Raw genomic sequence first — 19645 nt, forward strand, 5'->3', positions numbered from 1 at the left:
GGCGAGTTCTTTTATTATACCGTTAAAATACCCCTTAATTGCTAGAATAAGCGTAATACCGATGATAATTCCGTCAAAAATACTCATATCATTCCCCTATTTCAAAGCCGTTGCGCTTGATTTTCGCCTGATACAGCGCATTATCGGCTCTTTTTATGATTTCATCGAAAGTGTCGTTTCTTTTGTGTTTCGCAAGACCTATAGAAACGGTGACCTTGATTAAATCCTCTTTATATTTCAAAAGAGTGTTTTCTATTTTTTTTATAATTCTTTTTATAATTTTCCTTACATTTAAAATATCCATTCTGTTAAAAATAATAATAAATTCGTCTCCTCCGTATCTATAAATTTTATTTTCCCTTCTTATCATTTTTTTTATTATATCCGCTATTTTTATAAGTACGAAATCTCCTACTAAATGACCATATTTGTCGTTAATTTCTTTAAAATGATCCAAATCCACTATTGCGATTATAAGGTTAAGATCCCTCTCTTTTCCTTTTTCCAATATTTCGTTTAAATCCTTAAGAAGCGCTTTTCGGTTGTAAACCTTCGTAAGGGGATCTATAAGAAGCTCTTTATAAGCTCTGTCAAGCTCTATTTCAAGGGAATGCACCGTCTTTTCGAGTTTGTTTATTTTCTGCAGCAGTGAAGTGCTGAACTGCATAATAATCTCTTTTATCTCCTCCATCTGCAACGGAGCCACTTCTTCGATAAGACTTTCGGAATCCTGTTTTATTTCCTTTGAAACGTTAGAAACCTCTTTGATTGTACTGATTGTTTTGTGAAGTATCATTTCGTTCAGGTCCGGATCCACACATAACAGTTTCGGATTGAGCTCTTCATAAATGCCTTCCTGTTTTACCAAAGAAACAAATATGTTTTTATAATACAAAGGATACGGCGGTTTATGTGCTTTTTTCAGCTCATCCATCGCTTTTTGGGAAATTTTTATAATCGTTTCTTCCATTCCGTTACCTTTTTTGTTATTATCTGAAAAAATCAAAACTTATGAATTATACAAAAAAAAGGAGTGATTTTGAGGCTTACAAAAGAAAAAGCTCTGCAATTAATCAAAAATGAAGATCTGATAACCCTCGGAAAAATGGCACTGGAGAAAAAAAGGGAGCTTCATCCGGAAAAAATAACCACTTTTATAGTAGACAGAAACATCAATTATACGAACATTTGTTTCGTAAACTGTAAATTCTGCGCTTTTTACAGACACAAAAAAGACAAAGACGCCTATGTTTTGAGTTTTGAGGAAATAGATAAAAAAATTGAGGAGCTTATAGAAATAGGAGGGACTCAGATTCTTTTCCAAGGAGGTGTACATCCTAACCTGAAAATCGATTTTTATGAAAATTTAGTGGAACATATACATAAAAAATACCCACAAATCACAATTCACGGTTTTTCGGCCCCTGAAATAGACTATATATCCAAGGTTTCGAAAATTCCGGTAAAAGAGGTTTTACTAAGACTTAAAGAAAAAGGGCTCGGCTCCATTCCTGGAGCCGGTGCGGAGATATTAAGCGACAGGGTAAGGGACATTATAGCCCCTAAAAAAATAGACTCCTCCCGCTGGCTTGAAATACATAAAGAAGCGCATCTTATAGGTATGAAAACCACGGCCACCATGATGTTCGGTACGGTGGAGAGCGTTGAAGAGATAGTCGAGCACTGGGATTTAATAAGACGTTTGCAGGATGAAACCGGGGGATTCAGGGCATTTATAATGTGGTCGTTTCAGCCTTACAACACGGTTCTTTACAAAGAGGGAACCGTAACGGGTAAAACATCTTCGAACAGGTATTTAAGATATCTGGCAGCCGCAAGACTGTTTTTGGACAATTTTAAAAACATACAGTCAAGCTGGGTAACACAGGGCAGTTATATAGGGCAGCTGGCACTTCTTTACGGGGCAAACGATCTCGGTTCCACAATGATGGAAGAAAACGTCGTAAGAAGCGCGGGCGCACAAAACAGGATGAATCAGCAAGAAATGATAGAACTTATTAAAGATATAGGGGAAATTCCGGCGAAAAGAAACACCGCATACGAAATTCTGGAAATATTCAGCTGAAATTTATCTCTTTTGCAAGTTTGTTAAACCTCCATTCCTTTCTCGCCTCTTTTATAAGGTTTTTATCTATACGGGATATGAGAAGCTCCTCTTTTTCCCCGAGACTGACGACGGTTTCGCCGTCCGGGTTTATTAAAAAACTGTGCCCGTAAAATTTCCATTCCCCCCAGCTTCCGGTTCTGTTGACGCGCGCCGCATACATATTTTTAACAAAAGCGAACGTTTTTATCAGCTCAAGCCATCTTTTTTTCGAGTTGAACGTTCCTACACTCGGAATCAACACGAGATCCGTTTTTTTTTCTGAAAAATAATCCCAAAACCTGCTGAAATGCGCTTCGAAACCGAACATAGCCCCGATTCTTATGTTTCCTACGGAAAATATCAGGGGTTTGGATTCTTTTTTGTCAAAAAACATATCCTCGTTCCAGTGTTCGTACGGCATATACACCTGCTGGTAATAAAATCTCGCCTTTCCTTTTTGAAATTTTACGATGCTTTTGTGTTTTTTGCTCCCCTTTACGATTATAAGGGGCGCCACTATCGTAATGTTATATACCAAAGAGAGTTTTTTTAACAGTTTAAGCTGATGGTTCGACTGCTCTTTTACGAAATTAACCGGAATTTTTTCAATATCTTTGAAAAAACGGTTTAAAACGTATTCGGGCAATACGAAAAGTTTTACGTTTTCCGTTTTTGCAATATTCAGATAATAATTCAGTTTCGCTTTGTCAAAAGGAAGCTCGGCACTCTGCAAGAGGGCTATTTTCATTTTATTTCCTGAAACTGCAGTTTCGCCTCCTCTATCATTTTAGTAGCCTCTTCAAGCAGTTTCACCCCCTTTTTATAATATTCCATCGCTTCGTGAAGCGTTATTTCGGGGTCGTTGAGTTTTTCGAGCAGTTTTTTCGCCTCGTTCAGTTTCGTTTCAAAATCCTTCATTTAACATCTCCTTTTAAAATGTCGTTTATGATAAAATCGAATTTTTCAGTTTCAACTAAAAAACTGTCGTGTCCGTAGTCGCTGTTTATCTCAAACAGCCTGCAATCCCCTCCCGTTTTGTCCATATAATTTTTTATATCTCTCATCTCTTCCGGGAAAAAGAGGGTGTCACCGGTAAATGAGATTAAAAACACCCTGTCTTTAATATGGGAAAAAGCGTCTTCTAAAGAAACGAACCCTCTTGAAATGTCAAAAAGCGATATGGCTTTTAAAATATATATATAACTTAGGGGATCAAACCATTTAGGAAACATAGCGCCGTTGTATTCAAGGTAGCTTTCAACCTGAAATCTGCCGAAAAGCTCGAACATTCCGTCGGTTTTTACATATTCCCTTCCGAATTTCCTCTCAAACGTTTTAGGAGATATATAATTCAGGTATCCTATCATTCTTGCGGCGGCAAGGCCTTTTAAGCCTTTTTGTTTTATTATGTCGGGATCATAATTCCCGTTTTTGAATTCGCCGTCCGCCCTTATGGCTTCAATCATGGATTTGTTTATGGCTATAACGTAAGGCTTTGTCTGGTAGGTGGTGGCGATGGGTATCACGTTTTCGCAAAAACCCGGAAAATCAACCGCAAACCTTAAGGCCTGCATTCCGCCCATGCTTCCCCCGACCACCGCTTTTACCCGTTTTATTCCGAGCGAATCGAGTAATATTTTTTGTGCTTTTACCATATCTTTTACGGTAATAACGGGAAATTTCAGCCTGTATCTCTCACTGCTGCCGGGATACATCGGAGACATCGGTGAGGTTGAGCCGAAACAGCTGCCTATAACATTGGTTGAAATAACAAAATATTTTCTCGTGTCTATCGCCTTGCCGTCTCCTATCAGAGCGTCCCACCATCCCGGTTTTCTGTCCCCTTCGTACATACCGGCTGCGTGGTGTGAGCCCGAAAGCGCATGAGTTATGAGTATTACGTTGTTTTTTTCTTCGTTGAGTTCACCGTATGTTTCGTAAACAATCTGCCACGGCTCGAGAATCCTGCCGCTTTCAAGGTACAAAGGCTTTGTAAATTTTGCTGTTTTGGTTTCAATATTCATATCTGCCTTTTTTCGTGTAATTTTATCAATTTTTTAAAATTTCTTCTAATGGTTTGGGTTCACAAAAGTAAAATCCCTGAAATTCGTCGACGCCGAGTTCTTTTAAGAGTAAAAATTTCTCTTCGTCGCTTACGAACTCCGCTATTGTTTTCAAATTGAATTTTTTGTTAAAATCGACTATCAGTTTTATAATGTCCTTATATTTTCCGTCTTTTACGTTTTTGACAAGCGTACCGTCTATTTTTATGTAATCCGGATTAAGCATAAGCAAATTTACGAAATTCGAATAACCGCTGCCGAAGTCGTCAATCGCTATTTTGGCGCCGTATTTTTTAACGCAGTTGATAAAATCTATCACTATGCCGAAATGTTCTATGTTTTCGGTTTCGAGTATTTCGAAAACCACGTCCATTTTATTGTTTTTTAGATAAGAACATATAAAATTTCTCGTATCGTCGTTTTGGATATCTTCATAAGAGAGGTTTACCGAAACGGTTTTTTCGATTTTTTTCATATCTTTGAAAACCTTTTCAATCATAACGGTTGAAAATTTGTCATACAGTTTTGAGTCTTTAAGTATGTCCATAAAATAATAAGGGGGATATATTTCACCGTCAAGTTTCAGTCTCATTAAAGATTCGTATTTGAGCGTTTTGCCCTCTTTATCCACTATACACTGGTAATAAGGGAGTATGCCGTCTTTTTCGAGTATTTTGTGCAGCGTCTGTATTTTGGAGAGTTTGACTTTCTGTCTTTCCTCCATATTTTTGTCGTATAAAACAAAATTTTTTTTAGTGCTTTTAAGCGCGAATTTCAAAGCGGTTTCGGCGGTTTCGAAAAGCTTGTTTTTAATATTGCTCGCACCTATGGTGAAATTTATTTTTATATCGAAATATGAAAGCTTCATATCGGTAAAACGTTTAAAATCCTCATAGTCTATATTCTCCTTAAACGCAACGGCAAATTCGTCACTGCCCACACGGTAGACGTTTTCAAAATTTTCTTTGAGATATTCCGCTACGAATCTCAGAATTTTATTTCCGAATTCAAAACCGTAAATATCGTTGATATCGGAAAAATTGTCAACATCCATCAGGACAAGGGCTTTGTAGTTTTTAACGTCGTCAAGCAGTTTGTTTCTGTTAGGAAGTCTGGTAAGAGAATCGAAATAATACCTTTTTATCAGATCTTCTCTTGCCTTTTCATAATTGTTTTTTAATTTTTCATATTCGCAAACTATATTGGTCGCTATTATGTTACCCACATAGTAAGTTATCAAAATACTTAAAACCGCTATGAGGATAAGGGTTAAAAACGTGGCGGTGAACAGTTCTTTTACATTGGAAAATATTTTGTTTTTGGTCCGTTCTACTATGTTTTCTATCTGCGATATGTAAATACCTTTCATTATACCCCAGTTATAAGGCTTGTAAAGGGCGAAATAAGAGATCTTTTTTTCGTATTTTCCCGTTTTGGGATTTTTGAAATAATATTCGACAAAGCAGTTTTTGTCGTTTTTAAAACATCTGAAATATGTTTTGTTAAAAAAGTTTCCTTTTATGTCGGGTTTGTTGATTGAAATTTTACGCCCGATCATATTTTTCAGACCTTCCGGCGCATATATAATTTCACCGAATACACCGTTTTTGGGAGGGTTCCACGTGTCTATTTTACCGAGTGCTATATAAGACACCTGATCTTTGTTTATTTTGTCCAGAAATTCAAAAATGTTTTTCTGGATGGTTTTTTTAATAATGTCGAGATTAAAAGCGATTCCGATATCCGCACCGTCGACGTTTTTATAAACCGTCAGATATTTTTTTCCTCCGTGCTTTGTTACCGTATATATTTTCCGTCCTATTTTTGTTTTTTCCAAAACAATATCCCGCGGATACGCCGTTTTTCCGGTTTTATACCAGAAGAAAAGATCTTCGGTGTAGTAGTTTTTAAAATATTTTTCAACCCCGGCTTTATAGTTTTTGTAATTGTCCGTAACTATATGCAAAAGATTTTTGTTAACGTCGTATGCAAGGGCGTATCCTATCTGCCTGCTCTGGTTTATAACGGCTAAAACGGTGTCCACTTCGTTTTTTAATATTCTTTTTTCGTTTTCGATAAGCTGCTGCTTGTCAATTTCGAATTTTTTATTTGCCAAATCAAAAAGCAGATTTTTATACAGCATAAAAAAAACTGCTATGGTAAACAGAAAAGAAACAATGGGAATAACCAAAATCAGTTTAATCTGCTTTTTCAATAGCCTCCCTTAAATCCTCAATCAAATCACCGACGTCTTCAAGCCCGACACTAAGCCTTATAAGACCTTCCTCAACGCCCGCCGCCGCAAGCTCCTCGGAACTGAGCTGCTGATGTGTGGTGCTCGCCGGATGTGTGGCGAGGGATTTGCTGTCGCCTATATTGGTGACAAGCGAAAATATTTTAAGGTTTTTAACGATATTTTTGGCGTATTCGTAATCTTCCACTTCGAAGCTTACGATTCCGCCCGCATATTTCAGATATTTTTGTGCGTACTTATAATTATCGTCCGTTTTTAAAAACGGATAATTGACTTTTTTTATTTTTGGGTGTTTTTGCAAAAACTCCGCTATTTTAAGAGCGTTTTGAGAATGCTCTTTTATTCTTAAGTGCAGATGTTCGAGCCCCTGAAGCAAAAGCCACGAATTAAAAGGAGACAAAACGGCGCCGTAATCCCTCAAAAGCGCAAGCCTGGCCCTTTGTGTAAAAGGGTTTTCGAATCTTTCGCAGTAAATAAGACCGTGATAACTCTCATCCGGTTCGTTAAACTGGGGGTATCTCTGGGTTTTGAGCTTATTTACGGCTTTTGGTGACTCTATGACGCACCCCGCTATCGCACTTCCGTTGCCCGCTATGTATTTGCTCGCACTGTGTACCACTATATCGGCTCCGAATTGAACGGGTTTTACCCCGTAAGGAGTCGCTATTGTATTGTCGCATATTAAAATAACACCGTGTTTTCGGGTGATTTCCGCTATTTTTTCAAAATCGGGCACCGTCAGGGCCGGGTTAGCCACACTTTCTATCAAAACAAGTTTCGTTTTTTCGTCTATCATTTCATCAAGCGCATCCGCTTCATGTACATTAAAATATTTCGCATTTATGCCGAACTGCTTTAAAGTCTGCGTCGAAAGGGTTATGCTTCCGCCGTACAGTTTGTCCGATATTATTATATTATCCCCGTTTTTTACAAGGTTGGCAATCGAATAAAATATTGCGGCCATCCCGCTGGCCGTTGCAAGCGCGTCCACACCCCTCTCAAGCGCCGCGATTCTCTTTTCGAACACCCTCGTGGTGGGATTGCCTATACGGGTGTAAATATTTCCCTCCTCTTTCAAATCGAAAAGTCTTGCTGCGTGATCCGTATCCTCATATTCATACGCCGTAGTCATATAAATGGGAACCTGCATTGTTTTTTCACCGTCTTTAACATATCCGTAATGAAGGGCGAGCGTAGCGTCTTTCATAAAAAAATCCTTTTTTGATAAAATTACCATAATTATACCAAAGGATAAAAATGGAAGACAAAGTTTTCACAAAACCTATAGAAAAACAGTTCGAATTCGACGAGGAAGTGGCGAGCGTGTTTGACGATATGTTAAACAGAAGCGTACCGTTTTACAAAGAAAACCTCTCTTTACAGATAGATATTCTTGAAAATTTTTTGGAAGAACAGGACGCCGTAGCGGATCTCGGCAGCTCCACCGGAACGTTTTTAATAGAACTTGCCAAAAGAAAAAAAAACCTCTCGCTTACGGGTATAGACAATTCGGAAGCTATGATAAAAAGGGCGAGGAATAAAGCCAAGGCGTTCGGTGTAAACGTCAATTTCGTAAATGCGGATTTTCTCACATACGAATTCGGGGAATTAAAAGCGGTTATAGCGAACTACACCGTTCAGTTCGTAAGACCCCTTAAAAGGGAAAAGCTGATACGTAAAATTTACGATTCCCTAAAAAAAGAAGGTGTTTTTTTAATGAGCGAAAAACTTGTCACCGAAAACAAAAAACTCAACAAAATAATGATAGACATATATTACCTCTACAAAAAAAGGATGGGTTACAGCGAATACGAAATAGCAAGAAAAAGGGAAGCCCTTGAAAACGTACTGATACCATACACTATGCAAGAAAACATCGAAATGCTCAAAAACGCCGGTTTTGAAGATATAGAGGTTGTTTTCAGATGGAACAACTTCGCAACGTTTATAGCTTTTAAAAATTAACCGTTTTGACGGAAATTAATTGTAATACTGCCTAAGACTTCGAATTTTGCATTGGGATCTATTTCGGCGTGGGAAAGCACCACCACCTCTACCCCGAATCTTTCAAGTATTTCGGCGAGAGGTTTTCTAATCAGCGGATCAACAATCAGAATAACGGGTGCGATTCCTTTATTGAGTATTTCGGCCGCGGCACTGCTTATTTCCTCAACAAGTTTATTCATTTCGGCGACGGTGAACATAAACTGTTTTTGTTCCCCCTGCTGCTGAAGTTTGTTCATAAGATACTGTTCGGTCTGCGTATCAAAGGTGATGAGTTTAAGCGTTCCGTCTTCACTTTCGTACAGTTTCGTTATTACGCGGCTTAGGGCGCTTCTCACATGCTCTACGATTATGTCTATATTTTTGGTATATTCGGCGACATCGGCAACCGTTTCAAGAATGGTAATCATATCCTTAATAGGTATTTTTTCATGTAAAAGTGCTTTTAAAACCCTTTGTATAAGCCCGATATTCGCAACTTTCAACGCATCCTCAACAACCGCCGGGAAATCTTTTTTGATTCTGTCAAGCATAGCCTGAACATCCTGGCGCGTCAGAAGCTCCTCGGCGTATTTTTTTATTATTTCGCTTATGTGCGTAACTATTACGGTTGAAGCGTCGACAACCGTATAACCGTTCATAAGGGCTTCTTCCTTTTTCTCCTCTTCAATCCAGATGGCGTCTATTCCGAATGCGGGTTCTTTTACTTTTTCGCCTTCTATCTCCTCTATCACCATAGGACTCGACATCGCAAGATATTTATCTGGGAAAATTTCCCCTCTCGCCACTTCGACGCCTTTTAAAAGAATCTGATATTCGGTCGGTTTTAAATGAAGATTGTCTTTTATTCTTATCTGCGGCACCAAAAATCCGAAATCCTGGGCTATTTTTTTTCTCATTGTTTTTATACGGTCGAGCAAATCGCCCCCCTGGTTGGGGTCGGCTATTTTAATAAGCTGGTAACCGATATCAAGTTCCAACAGTTCCACTTTAAGTATGTCTTCAAGGACTTTTTCCTCCTCTTTTGCAAGCTCTTCCGGGGATTTTTTAGGTTTTTCGTCTTTTTTTGCCGCTTTTTGTGACTCTTTTGAGGAGACGGATTTTTTGGCGGGAGGGGCTTTTTTAAATTTAGATATTAAGGAGTGCAGCGGATCCGTCCCCTTTTCGCTTTCCATCATAAGATAACCGGTAATCAAAAACACAAATCCCACAAACATCATACTGCCTGTCGGAAATCCGGGGATAAAAGCCATAAAAAAGAGAATCGTGCCTACAATAAGCACTACTTTATAATCTCTCATAAGCTGTTTTATAACGCCTTCGGCAAAATTGGTGTCGTCTTTTGTCGCCCTGGTTATAATAATACCCGTTGCGGTGGAAACCATAAGTGCCGGAATCTGCCCCACAAGACCGTCTCCCACCGTCAGAATCGTATAAGTGGAAGCCGCACTGGCCAAATCCATTCCCTGCTGAAAAACACCTATCATAAAACCGGCCAAAATATTTACGAGCGTTATTATAATACCGGCGATTGCGTCGCCTTTTACGAATTTGCTCGCCCCGTCCATAGCCCCGTAAAAATTGGCCTCCTGAATAAGTTCGGCTCTTCTTTTTTTCGCTTCGGCTTCGTCAATAAGCCCGGCGTTCAAATCCGCGTCAATGGCCATCTGTTTACCCGGCATCGCGTCAAGCGTAAACCTCGCCGCAACCTCGGCAACCCTGGTGGAACCCTGAGTGATAACCATAAAGTTTATTATAACCAGAATTATGAAGACTATTATTCCTATAACGTAATTTCCGCCCACCACGAAATTACCGAAAGCGGTTATTATTTTTGAAACGGCGTCCGGCCCTTCGTAGCCTTTGGAGAGAATCATCCTGGTGGTGGCCACGTTTAAAGAAAGCCTGTAAAGGGTTACTATAAGAATTATTGTAGGAAACGTTGTAAAATCGGTCGGTTTGGGGATATAAAGACTTAGCAGCAGAATTAAAACCCCAACCGACAAAGAAACGGTCAGGAAAAAATCGAGTATGCCGCTTGGCAGCGGGACTATAATTATAAGCAGTATAGCAAAAACAAAGGCGACTACGCCTAAATCTGTTATTTCACTAACAATTTTTAATGAGTTTTTAACTTTGGTTATCAGATTTCATCCTTATGACGTCTTCTAAAGTGTAGTTTTTGACAATTTTTAAAAATTCGTTTTCCAAAAATGCGAAAAAAGGCCTTATGGAACATATACTCGCCCTGTTTCTCATACAGTCGTCCGGATCGCTCGAACAGTAAAACACCAAAGAGTTTTTGTCTTCCATAACCCTGAAAATATCTATAATTTTAATGTCTTTGGGTTCTTTGGACAGAATAAACCCTCCGTGAATACCCTTAAAAGATTTTACAAAACCCTTTCTCGAAAGCGTCTGAAGAAGCTTAGCCAAAAAAGGTTTCGGCAGTTCCGTAATTTCGGCTAAATGTGTAACGTCTACCGGTTTGTCGAACTTCGAGAGTTCAACCAGTGCGTGAAGCGTGTAGGCGGTCGATTTCGTAAACAGCAATTTTCATCCTTTTTTGTAAAATTATACACAAATTATCTTTTTTATTATGTTTTTTAATTGAATTTTATTGTAAAAACGGCGCCTTTTTCATCATTTACGGCTTCAAGTTTTCCGTTAAAATATTTCTCGACAATGATTTTGGACATATAAAGTCCTATGCCGCTTCCTTTATTCTCTTTGGTGGTGAAATAGGGTTCGAATATTTTATACATAATATTTTCGTCTATTCCGCCGCCGTTGTCTCTTACGGAAACACTTCTTTGTTTGGTTTTTATTGTAATTGTTATTTTCCCCTCTTTTACCGATTTTTCCTCAATAACGTCCTTTGCGTTTGAAATCAGATTTAATATCACCTGCTGAAACTGCGTTTTGCTGCCGTAAATTATAAAATCCCCTCCTTCTACTTCGGTTTTTATATTTTTGGCTTTTAACTGCACCCCTATTAATTTAAGCGTATCTTCAAGCGCCGTTTTAACGCTGAATTCGGTTTTTTTGTTATCGTCCACAAAAAAATTCCTGAAATCGTCAATAGTCTGGCTCATAAAAAAGATTGTTTTCATATTTTTTTCTATAAACGCGTCTATACTTTCCTCGTCACATCCGTGTTCTTCTATATATTCAGGGAAAAGCTGGATGTTAAGTGCGAGTGTGTTTAAAGGCTGTCTCCACTGGTGCGCAATCGCCCCGATCATTTCACCCATCGCAGCAAGTTTTGTCTGATGTGCCAAAATCCTGTCTTTTTGTGAAATTTCTTCGACCGCTTTTTTTATTCTCGTTTCGAGAGTTTCGTTTAATTCTTTTATTTTTTCATTATAGTTTTTCAACTGTCTGTTTTTATAAGCAAGTATAACGAGAAATGTAAATACCACAAAAGAAAGCGCGACTCCGAGGATAATCCAGTTTTTGTATATTTCCAAAACAGAAGTCGGTTTGTTTACGTAAACCGCATGGGTATAGCCGAGCTTATAGGCGTCGATACCGAATTTTTCAAGATTTTTTACGTTCAGATACATTTTGTTGGCTTTTTCGAACGTAAACGGTATGGATTCAAGCGGTTTTCCGCCGACGTACCTGAGCACTTTTTTCCCGACTTCCCTTCCCTGCGAAAGAGCGTCCGTAACTTTACCGCCTACCACGTTCGTATCCGGAATGTCCGCAAAAATATCGGTATGGACTATTATAGGATTGTTGTAATGTTCTGAAATAATTTTTGTTGCTTTTATATAATCCACGTGTCTGCCGTTGAGGTAATAGCTTGAGGGAGTAAGAAGCATCATTACGGAATCGGGGGAATATTCGCTAAGCGCTTTTAAAACTTTTTCGAGCCGTTTTTCGTTTATAACGTGGAATTTTATGTTTTTAACGTTTTTAAAAGCGTTCAGATACTGTTTTACAACCAACGTTCCCGAAACGGAAGCGTCCGAAACGATATATACGTCTTTAAGCGGATTTTTTATTTTTTTGGCGAATTTCAGGTTTTCCATCGGTTCTTTCTTTTCAAAAACCCCCGTATATATTTTTTTATCCAGTTTTGAGGAGAGAGTGAGGTTGTTGACGCCGCAGAAAAACACCTTTGCGTTTTTAAATAAAGGATAATTTTTATATTTTCTTACAAAATTCAGCGCGTTGTCGTCCGTTGTTATAACTATGTCGAATTTTACGTTTTTATATTTATTACTTAAATAATAGTAATAATTGTACATTCTAAGAGGAGTGGGACGGAAGATTTTGGTATCCATAAATTCAATATATTTTTTCAGCTTTGAATTTTTGTCAAGTTCTTCCAAAACACCTTCGAGTTCGCCTTTAGTCCATGCGAGCTGAATGGAATACGAGTTTAAAATAAGAACGTTTTTAGCACAAGAAACGCTAATCAGTATAAAAAATAAAAACAAAAACCTCATAACAACCCTTTTTTTTAATGTGTTATTATATAAAAATTTGCTTTTTAAAAAAAAACCGGATATACTTTCATTTCAATTCAATTGTAACAGATTGAAAATTTACCAATCAGGAGGCTGACATGGCTTTGGATTCGGCGAAAAAAAGAGAAATTATCGCTAAATTCGGAAACGATGAAAAAGATACGGGAAGTCCTGCGGTTCAAATAGCACTGTTGACTGAAAGAATCAATGAAATCAACGAACACTTAAAACAGCACAAACACGACCATTCAAGCAGGCTCGGACTGCTTAAACTTGTCGGTCAGAGAAAAAGACTTATGAGATACCTCAAAAGAAAAGATCACGAAAGATATCTTGAGGTTATTTCGGCTCTAAATTTAAGAGACAGGGTTTAACCCGGTCTTTTTTTATTTTTTGTAAAAGTGCCGGACACTTTTTTACAAGAAGACTCTTTTTCAGCCTTTTTTTCTTATTTTAAATACGAATTTCGCACCGTTTCGGGTGTTAGTGACGTTTAAAACACCGGTATGCTTAACGGCTATTCTGTTTGCAAGATAAAGGCCGACACCGCTGCCTTCTTTTTTCGTGCTGAAGTTAAGATCAAAAATTTTGTCTTTTATGTTTTCGGGAACACCTCCGGCATTGTCTTCTATTCCAAGATAATAAAAATTTTCGTCCTCCCTTGTGGATATTTTAATTTTTCTGTCCTTTATGTTTTTTTCGTTAAACACGTCTTTGGCATTAATAATAATCGTAATAAGAAGATGTTTGAATTCGTTTGATATCCCCATAATACAGAAATCAGGTTCAAGGCTAATATAAACCTTTATACCGTTTTTAATCAAATCGTCTTTTAATAAAAGCATTGTGTTGTTCACCACCGTGGATATGCATATCAGTTCTTTTTGCTTGTCGTCTTTAAAAAAGTTCCTAAATTCGTTTAAGGTGTTTACCATATGTGTAATCTGCGCTTTGATATCGTTTGATATCTCTTCTATGTTTCCGTTTTTCTCTTTTTTCAGTCTGTACAGGTAAAGATTTATCAGCGACAGCGGCTGTTTCCACTGGTGCGCTATTGCGTCTATCATTTCGCCCATTAACGCAAGACGCGACTGTTTTAATAAAACCTCTTCCTGGCAGGTTCTTTTTCTAACCTCTTCCTTTACTTCCTTTTCAAGGTTTTTCTTGTGCTCTTTTAATGCTTTTATCGTTTCGCCGAGCTGTTTTTGCAACGAAAAAAACTCTTTTATCAAAATACCCATTTCGTCGTTGTAAAAATATTCCCTGCCGGCGCTTATTCCTTTTTTATGTTTTTGAATGGTCGTTATGAGGTATGTTATGGGTTTGTATATTTTCTTTTTTATCATTATAAACAGAAGAATGTTGCTCAATACAAAAATCAGGGCTATGGCCATAAACAATAAAAACTGATATTTGATTTTGTCTTTAATTAGGCTTATTTCTTTGTCGTTTTCGTTTTTAATGTAGTTCCTTATAAGTTTTATCTGATCCATTATATAGCCGAAACTGCTGTCGTAAATGGATATGTCGGCGAGGTTTTTCATTACTTTGTCCTGAAGGGTGATCAGGTTGTTGAGGATAATTTTAATTTTTGCGATTTTGGATAAAACGGAAGGGTGAAAAAATTCGGGGGAAAGGTAATAAGAAAGCGTTTTATCAAGTACTTTTAACCCGTCAGCGTTCCGTTTTCCTGCAAACAAAGCGTAATAAGACGTTTGTCTGTTTTTTATTTTTCTTATAAAAGCGTCGTTTAACTCGAATACGGATTCCGAAATTTTATCCGTAAGAAAAAGTTCGTTAAAACTCCTGGATTTGACTTGCAATATTTTATTTGAATAATAATTAAGCATCACTATTTCATAAACAATCATCGCCAAAATAAAAGCCTCTATCGTAAATATCCCCATAAGAAACTTTTTTAGTTTCAGATTCAGGTATTTGCGGGTTATGAACAGATAAACGATTACGAATAAAAACAGAATGGTTGAAAACAGCAGCACGACATCTGCGGGATTTATCAAATCCTTTAACGTTGTTTCGGGCGTTATCACATTGACAGGAGGCATTGGGTTGAAATAATATTTCTCTTTAATTTTTTCAATTTCATCATAAGGTATCGCTTTAAACGCTTTTAAAACGACAGAATACAAAACGGGGTATTTTTTACAGATTCCTATATGCTCCTCCCCGGACGTGTCAATAAAGACCTTTGTCACTTTTAAATTTTTTACAAATCCGGTTTTGGGCATATAAAACGTTAAAACAGCGTCTATTTTCCCCCGCATCAAATCTTTATAAGGGTTTTTGGTATATGTCAAAAAAATTTTTTTGTTTTTCAACAATTCCCTTATTATGGAATTTTTGGCGACAAACACCCTCTTGTTTTTCAGATCTTTAAAAGAGTGTATGTCACTTCCTTTTTTTACAATCAGGTAATAAGGATTGTAATTGTAAGGAGGCGTGTAATAAAAATATTTTTCTCTTTTTTTAGAACGGCTTAAAGCCGCAATACCGTAGGTTTTCCCCTCTTTTGCCGCATTGAACCCTTCCGACCAGTATTTGAAATAGATAGGCTGGATGTTTAAATTCCCGTATCTGTTCAACAATCCGATAAAATTGGTGTGAATCGAATTTCCGTTTTCGTCAACAGGCCAGTATTCCATCGCACTGAAATAAATCACCGGATGGGATTTTAAAAAACGTTTTTCTTCGGATGTGTATTTCAGCGCAAAAAGAAAGTAGGCAAACAGACATAAAAAAACTATTTTTTTCATAACCCTCCCCCTTTGTACGTCACAATTTGTTATTCAGCGCTTTTTTTTCGAGCTCGTTCAGTTTTTTTTCATAATAAATGTTTTTGGGCAAAATCTTTTCGTGAAAAAAGTCGAACAGTTTTTTTGTTCTGTTGGGATGATTCAAAACTTTTTCCAAAAACACAAACGATTCCTTTTCTTTATTTTTCACTTCGAAATTGTCATAAAACAGCACCAACGCTTTAAAAAGTTCTTCCGACGAAGTGCTGCTCGAAGAGGCGACTTTTATTAAATCGTCCATTTTAAGAGAACTTTTTACATTTTTTTCTTTTCCAGCTTTCACTGAAAAAACTTTTATAATCAGCAGGCTTAATATAAAAACCCCCGCAAGATAAAAAACAAACACGACCGCATTTGAAGGAAGCAGATTAAAAAGACTTTCGCTCAGAAAAGAAAAAAAGGAAGTTACCGCTTCTTTCAATTATTTCAGTCTTTCAAGAACCGATTTTTCATGTGCCGTAAGTCCCTCCGTATGAGCGAGAACGGCGCAATCCTCACCCATAGACATTATCGCTTCTTTGCTGAAAGAGATTATAGAACTTTTTTTCATAAATACTTCGACGTTTAAAGGTGAATAAAATTTGGCGGTTCCGCCAGTGGGAAGCGTGTGATTAGGACCCGCTATATAATCACCTATAGGTTCGGGGGTGTTTTCACCGAGGAATATAGCTCCGGCATGTTTTATCTTAGGCAGCAGTTCAAAAGGATTCGCCGTTACGATTTCAAGATGTTCGGGTGCGATTTCGTTCATAAGCTCAACCGCTTCGTCAATCGATTCGGTTACGATTATGGCCCCTCTCTCCTCAATCGATTTCTTGGCAATCTCTTTTCTTTCAAGCTCTTCTAAAAACCTGTAAACCTCTTTTTCGGTTTTAACCGCCAAATCCTCGGAATCGGTAATTAGAATGGAGCTTGCCATTTCGTCGTGTTCCGCCTGGGAAAGCAGATCTATAGCCATATAGTTGGGTTTTGCGCTGCTATCAGCAATAATGCCTATTTCGCTCGGTCCGGCTATCATATCTATATTTACTTCTCCGTAAACAAGTTTTTTGGCGGTCGCCACAAAAATATTCCCGGGTCCCGTAATAACATCCGCTTTAGGAACAGTTTCCGTTGAGTATGCCATTGCGGCTATTGCACTCGCTCCTCCGACTTTAAACGTTTTAGGCATTCCGCATATGTAAAGTGCCGCGAGCAGCAGACTGTTAGGAGTGTTTCCTATAACGGGCGTGGTTACCGTTATTTCTTTAACCCCCGCGACAATGGCCGGAATTACATTCATAAGAAGCGAACTCGGATAAAACGCCTTGCCTCCCGGAACGTACACTCCCGCTCTTTCCACCTGAGTTACTTTCTGACCCAAAACGGTTCCGTTGTCTTCAAATGTCAGCCATGTTTTGGGAAGCTGTTTTTCATGGTAGGCTTTTATTCTGTCATACGCCAGATGAAGGGCTTTTTTTAATTTTTCATCAAGGTTCTCATACGCTTTTTTCATCTCTTCTTTTGAAATTTCCAGATCTTCACCGCTTTTTGGCTCCCATCCGTCAAATTTGGCAATATGTCTGAAAAGCGCGGCGTTGCCTTCGTTTTTTACTTCGTTTATAATGTTTCTGACAATCCCCTCAACATTTTCAATATCCATCTTACCGCGTTTTAATATTTCGTTAAACTCTTCTTTAAACCCGGGAGATGATGTGTTTATTATTTTCATAACTTCCCTTTTTTTAAGAAATTGTACCAAATTAATCCCATAAATGTTAAAATTCGAAAAAAGTCCCTTCTGTTTTAAAACAAAACGGTTAATTTCAAAGCAAAGGAAATATATGCAGTTTTCCCTTATAAGTTTCAGTTTTGTTCTGGTTTTAATACCTTTGATAATATCCTACAGATACAAAGTCGGAATAGAAAAGGAGCTTTTTGTCAATTCGGTAAGGGCTTTTTTGCAGCTTACCACTCTCGGGTTTGTGTTGGGTTTCATATTCAAAATCAAAAATCCGCTTTTTTATATTCCCATAGTTTTTCTTATGCTTTTATATTCCGCCTATATAGCCAAAAAAAGAAGCGAATTCAGCTTCAAAGCGGCTTTTTACTCCCTTACTCTCAGTACGGTTATTATTCTTTCAACACTTATAATATTAAAAATCATTTCCCTTAAACCCAACGAATTTATTCCTATAGCCGGAATGATTATAGGAAATTCGTTAAACACTTACACTCTGACCGTAGAAAGGATAAGAAGAGAGCTCGAACTTCAAAAAGAGCTGATCGAAGCCTTCGTGGCAATCGGGGCAAACATACGCGAAGCCCTTAAGATTATGCAGCGCCAGGCTATAAAAGCGGCGCTTATACCGGTTAACAATATGCTTCAGACAATCGGTGTCGTGGCGATTCCGGGGATAACCACGGGTATGCTTTTAGCGGGTGCTGATCCTCTTAAAGCCGTAAGCTACCAGATAGTTATCATTTATATGCTTGTCAGTATCAATCTTTTCAGTGCGCTGTTCGGAAGTATGTTCTTTATAAGAGAAAACAGATTCATTATATAATAAAAGGGTTTTTTGATTTATAATAAATCAATATTCAGCAAAACATCAGGTGTTTATGTCAATAAACGCCGAACCTTCAAACACTACACTCAGGAAAACGGAATTTTAAAAAGTAACGGGTTATACAACTGTTAAAAAAGGAGAAACTGCCGATTCTCCTTTTTAGTCTATATTATACACGTTTTTAATATGAAGCGCTTCATCGAATTCATATACCCTCGGAACACCGGTTGCAATTTCGAATTTCGGAATGTCTTCGTCGCTTATTCCGTCAAGCTCTTTTACCATTCCCCTTATTGTGTTTCCGTGTGCCGTAATAAGCACGTCCTTACCTTCGACAAGAAGCGGGGCCACCCTTTCGTGGAAAGCCGCCATCGCCCTTATCTGGTTGTCTTTTAAACTTTCGGTGTTAGGCAGCAGTTCGGCGGGAAAGTTTTTGTAATGCGGATCAAATCTCGGATGCCTTTTGTCGTCTTCGCTCAACGGCGGAGGAGGAACGTCGTAGCTTCTTCTGTACAGAAGGAATTTCTCTTCCCCGACTTCCGCTTTAACCTCGTCTTTGTTAAGGCCGGTAAGCGCACCGTAATGTCTTTCGTTAAATCTCCAGTCTTTAATATGGTCTATAAACAGCAAATCAAGTTCTTCCAAAATGATAATCCCGGTTTTAATCGCCCTTTTCAGATATGAAGAAAAACATATATCAAAACAAAAACCCTCTTCTTTTAATTTTTCACCGGCCTTTTTAGCCTCTTCAATTCCTTCGGGTGCGAGATCCACATCAACCCATCCGGTGAATCTGTTTTGTTTATTCCATTCGCTTTTTCCGTGTCTGACAAGTACAAGTTTAGCCATATTCGTCCTTTATTATGAATTAAGTATGAAATTTTACCAAATTTTTCATATTTGCCCTATTTTTCCACTCCGCAAGTTTTACAAGGGCTAAGTTTATATCGAAATTTCTGCTTATCATGGGAAAAATGACCTCCCCGTCAACAGCCACGAAAAACATATCGCTGAAATCCTTTTTATTTTTTCTCTGGATTATAAGATATGTAAGCTCGTTGTCTATAATTCTCGGGATCTCTTTGCCGATACATACGCCTATCTGCTCTCTCATAAAAGTATTCAAAGCCTTCATATAATTCAAAACCACGTCCTCCCACGTCAGTTCTTCACCCGAAGAATTAAAAATTTTTATATCCCGGTCGTTCAGTTTTCCGTTTTCCGTTTTCCATTGTCCGCTTACAAAAATTCCGACATCATATTCAAAAAGCCTTCTTTTAAACTTTTCGAAATCTTTTTCGATATCCGCCGAATAAAACGGGTAATTTGATAAAATTTTAAAAGATATATCGGAACGTAAATACTTTGAATACATCA

The 19645-nt window shown here is 37.9% G+C and carries 18 protein-coding genes; 4 read left to right on the plus strand and 14 right to left on the minus strand.

What is annotated here, in order from left to right:
* Window positions 1-88: 88 nt before the first annotated feature.
* Window positions 89-970 carry a GGDEF domain-containing protein gene (locus tag ACXJIE_RS02205; RefSeq protein WP_456479342.1) on the minus strand — a complete coding sequence of 294 codons (882 nt, stop codon included), beginning with the start codon at window positions 968-970 and terminating at the stop codon, window positions 89-91.
* Window positions 971-1039: 69 nt separating this feature from the next.
* Between ACXJIE_RS02205 and ACXJIE_RS02210 the strand changes: the two genes are divergently transcribed.
* Window positions 1040-2086: a dehypoxanthine futalosine cyclase gene (locus ACXJIE_RS02210; protein WP_456479343.1), complete on the plus strand. Its 1047-nt coding sequence runs from the start codon at window positions 1040-1042 to the stop codon at window positions 2084-2086.
* On the opposite strand, the gene ACXJIE_RS02215 is transcribed toward ACXJIE_RS02210, so the two are convergent.
* From ACXJIE_RS02215 to ACXJIE_RS02235, 5 genes are read right to left on the minus strand one after another with little or no spacing between them, the layout of a single operon-like run.
* Window positions 2079-2855: a carbon-nitrogen hydrolase family protein gene (locus ACXJIE_RS02215; protein WP_456479344.1), complete on the minus strand. Its 777-nt coding sequence runs from the start codon at window positions 2853-2855 to the stop codon at window positions 2079-2081. The genes ACXJIE_RS02210 and ACXJIE_RS02215 overlap by 8 nt on opposite strands.
* Window positions 2852-3025, minus strand: a complete 174-nt coding sequence (gene xseB / locus ACXJIE_RS02220) for an exodeoxyribonuclease VII small subunit (protein ID WP_456479345.1) — start codon at window positions 3023-3025, stop codon at window positions 2852-2854. The genes ACXJIE_RS02215 and xseB overlap by 4 nt, the downstream gene beginning before the upstream one ends.
* On the minus strand, window positions 3022-4131 hold the full coding sequence (gene metX, locus ACXJIE_RS02225) for a homoserine O-acetyltransferase MetX (RefSeq protein WP_456479346.1): 1110 nt from the start codon (window positions 4129-4131) through the stop codon (window positions 3022-3024). The genes xseB and metX overlap by 4 nt, the downstream gene beginning before the upstream one ends.
* A gap of 25 nt (window positions 4132-4156) precedes the next feature.
* The gene (locus ACXJIE_RS02230; RefSeq protein ID WP_456479347.1) at window positions 4157-6385 is read right to left on the minus strand and encodes an EAL domain-containing protein; all 2229 of its coding nucleotides are present in this window, start codon (window positions 6383-6385) and stop codon (window positions 4157-4159) included.
* Complete coding sequence (locus tag ACXJIE_RS02235) at window positions 6369-7631, minus strand: O-acetylhomoserine aminocarboxypropyltransferase/cysteine synthase family protein (RefSeq protein ID WP_456479348.1); 1263 nt, start codon at window positions 7629-7631, stop codon at window positions 6369-6371. Before ACXJIE_RS02235 ends, ACXJIE_RS02230 begins: the two co-directional genes overlap by 17 nt.
* 50 nt (window positions 7632-7681) lie before the next feature.
* Between ACXJIE_RS02235 and cmoA the strand changes: the two genes are divergently transcribed.
* Window positions 7682-8389, plus strand: coding sequence for a carboxy-S-adenosyl-L-methionine synthase CmoA (cmoA, locus tag ACXJIE_RS02240; protein ID WP_456479349.1), 708 nt, complete (start codon window positions 7682-7684; stop codon window positions 8387-8389).
* On the opposite strand, the gene flhA is transcribed toward cmoA, so the two are convergent.
* From flhA to ACXJIE_RS02255, 3 genes are read right to left on the minus strand one after another with little or no spacing between them, the layout of a single operon-like run.
* On the minus strand, window positions 8386-10545 hold the full coding sequence (gene flhA, locus ACXJIE_RS02245) for a flagellar biosynthesis protein FlhA (protein ID WP_456479384.1): 2160 nt from the start codon (window positions 10543-10545) through the stop codon (window positions 8386-8388). The genes cmoA and flhA overlap by 4 nt on opposite strands.
* Window positions 10546-10558: 13 nt before the next feature.
* Window positions 10559-10981, minus strand: coding sequence for an RrF2 family transcriptional regulator (locus tag ACXJIE_RS02250; RefSeq protein ID WP_456479350.1), 423 nt, complete (start codon window positions 10979-10981; stop codon window positions 10559-10561).
* A gap of 53 nt (window positions 10982-11034) precedes the next feature.
* A complete protein-coding gene (locus ACXJIE_RS02255) occupies window positions 11035-12885 on the minus strand; it encodes a sensor histidine kinase (protein WP_456479351.1) in 1851 nt (616 codons plus the stop codon).
* A gap of 119 nt (window positions 12886-13004) precedes the next feature.
* On the opposite strand from ACXJIE_RS02255, the gene rpsO reads away from it, so the two are divergent.
* On the plus strand, window positions 13005-13280 hold the full coding sequence (gene rpsO / locus ACXJIE_RS02260; protein ID WP_456479352.1) for a 30S ribosomal protein S15: 276 nt from the start codon (window positions 13005-13007) through the stop codon (window positions 13278-13280).
* A gap of 60 nt (window positions 13281-13340) precedes the next feature.
* Here the strand turns inward: rpsO and ACXJIE_RS02265 are convergent, their stop codons facing one another.
* From ACXJIE_RS02265 to hisD, 3 genes are read right to left on the minus strand one after another with little or no spacing between them, the layout of a single operon-like run.
* The gene (locus tag ACXJIE_RS02265) at window positions 13341-15680 is read right to left on the minus strand and encodes an ATP-binding protein (protein WP_456479353.1); all 2340 of its coding nucleotides are present in this window, start codon (window positions 15678-15680) and stop codon (window positions 13341-13343) included.
* 19 nt (window positions 15681-15699) lie between these two features.
* The gene (locus ACXJIE_RS02270) at window positions 15700-16140 is read right to left on the minus strand and encodes a VIT1/CCC1 transporter family protein (RefSeq protein ID WP_456479354.1); all 441 of its coding nucleotides are present in this window, start codon (window positions 16138-16140) and stop codon (window positions 15700-15702) included.
* Window positions 16141-17430, minus strand: a complete 1290-nt coding sequence (hisD, locus tag ACXJIE_RS02275) for a histidinol dehydrogenase (RefSeq protein WP_456479355.1) — start codon at window positions 17428-17430, stop codon at window positions 16141-16143. It abuts the gene before it with no gap.
* A 112-nt stretch (window positions 17431-17542) separates the two neighbouring features.
* On the opposite strand from hisD, the gene ACXJIE_RS02280 reads away from it, so the two are divergent.
* Window positions 17543-18265, plus strand: coding sequence for an ABC transporter permease (locus ACXJIE_RS02280; protein WP_456479356.1), 723 nt, complete (start codon window positions 17543-17545; stop codon window positions 18263-18265).
* A 162-nt stretch (window positions 18266-18427) separates the two neighbouring features.
* On the opposite strand, the gene gpmA is transcribed toward ACXJIE_RS02280, so the two are convergent.
* On the minus strand, window positions 18428-19117 hold the full coding sequence (gene gpmA, locus ACXJIE_RS02285) for a 2,3-diphosphoglycerate-dependent phosphoglycerate mutase (RefSeq protein ID WP_456479357.1): 690 nt from the start codon (window positions 19115-19117) through the stop codon (window positions 18428-18430).
* Window positions 19118-19136: 19 nt separating this feature from the next.
* On the minus strand, window positions 19137-19643 hold the full coding sequence (locus ACXJIE_RS02290) for a stationary phase survival protein SurE (RefSeq protein ID WP_456479358.1): 507 nt from the start codon (window positions 19641-19643) through the stop codon (window positions 19137-19139).
* Window positions 19644-19645: the final 2 nt, after the last annotated feature.

Source organism: Nautilia sp. (genome assembly GCF_053994455.1).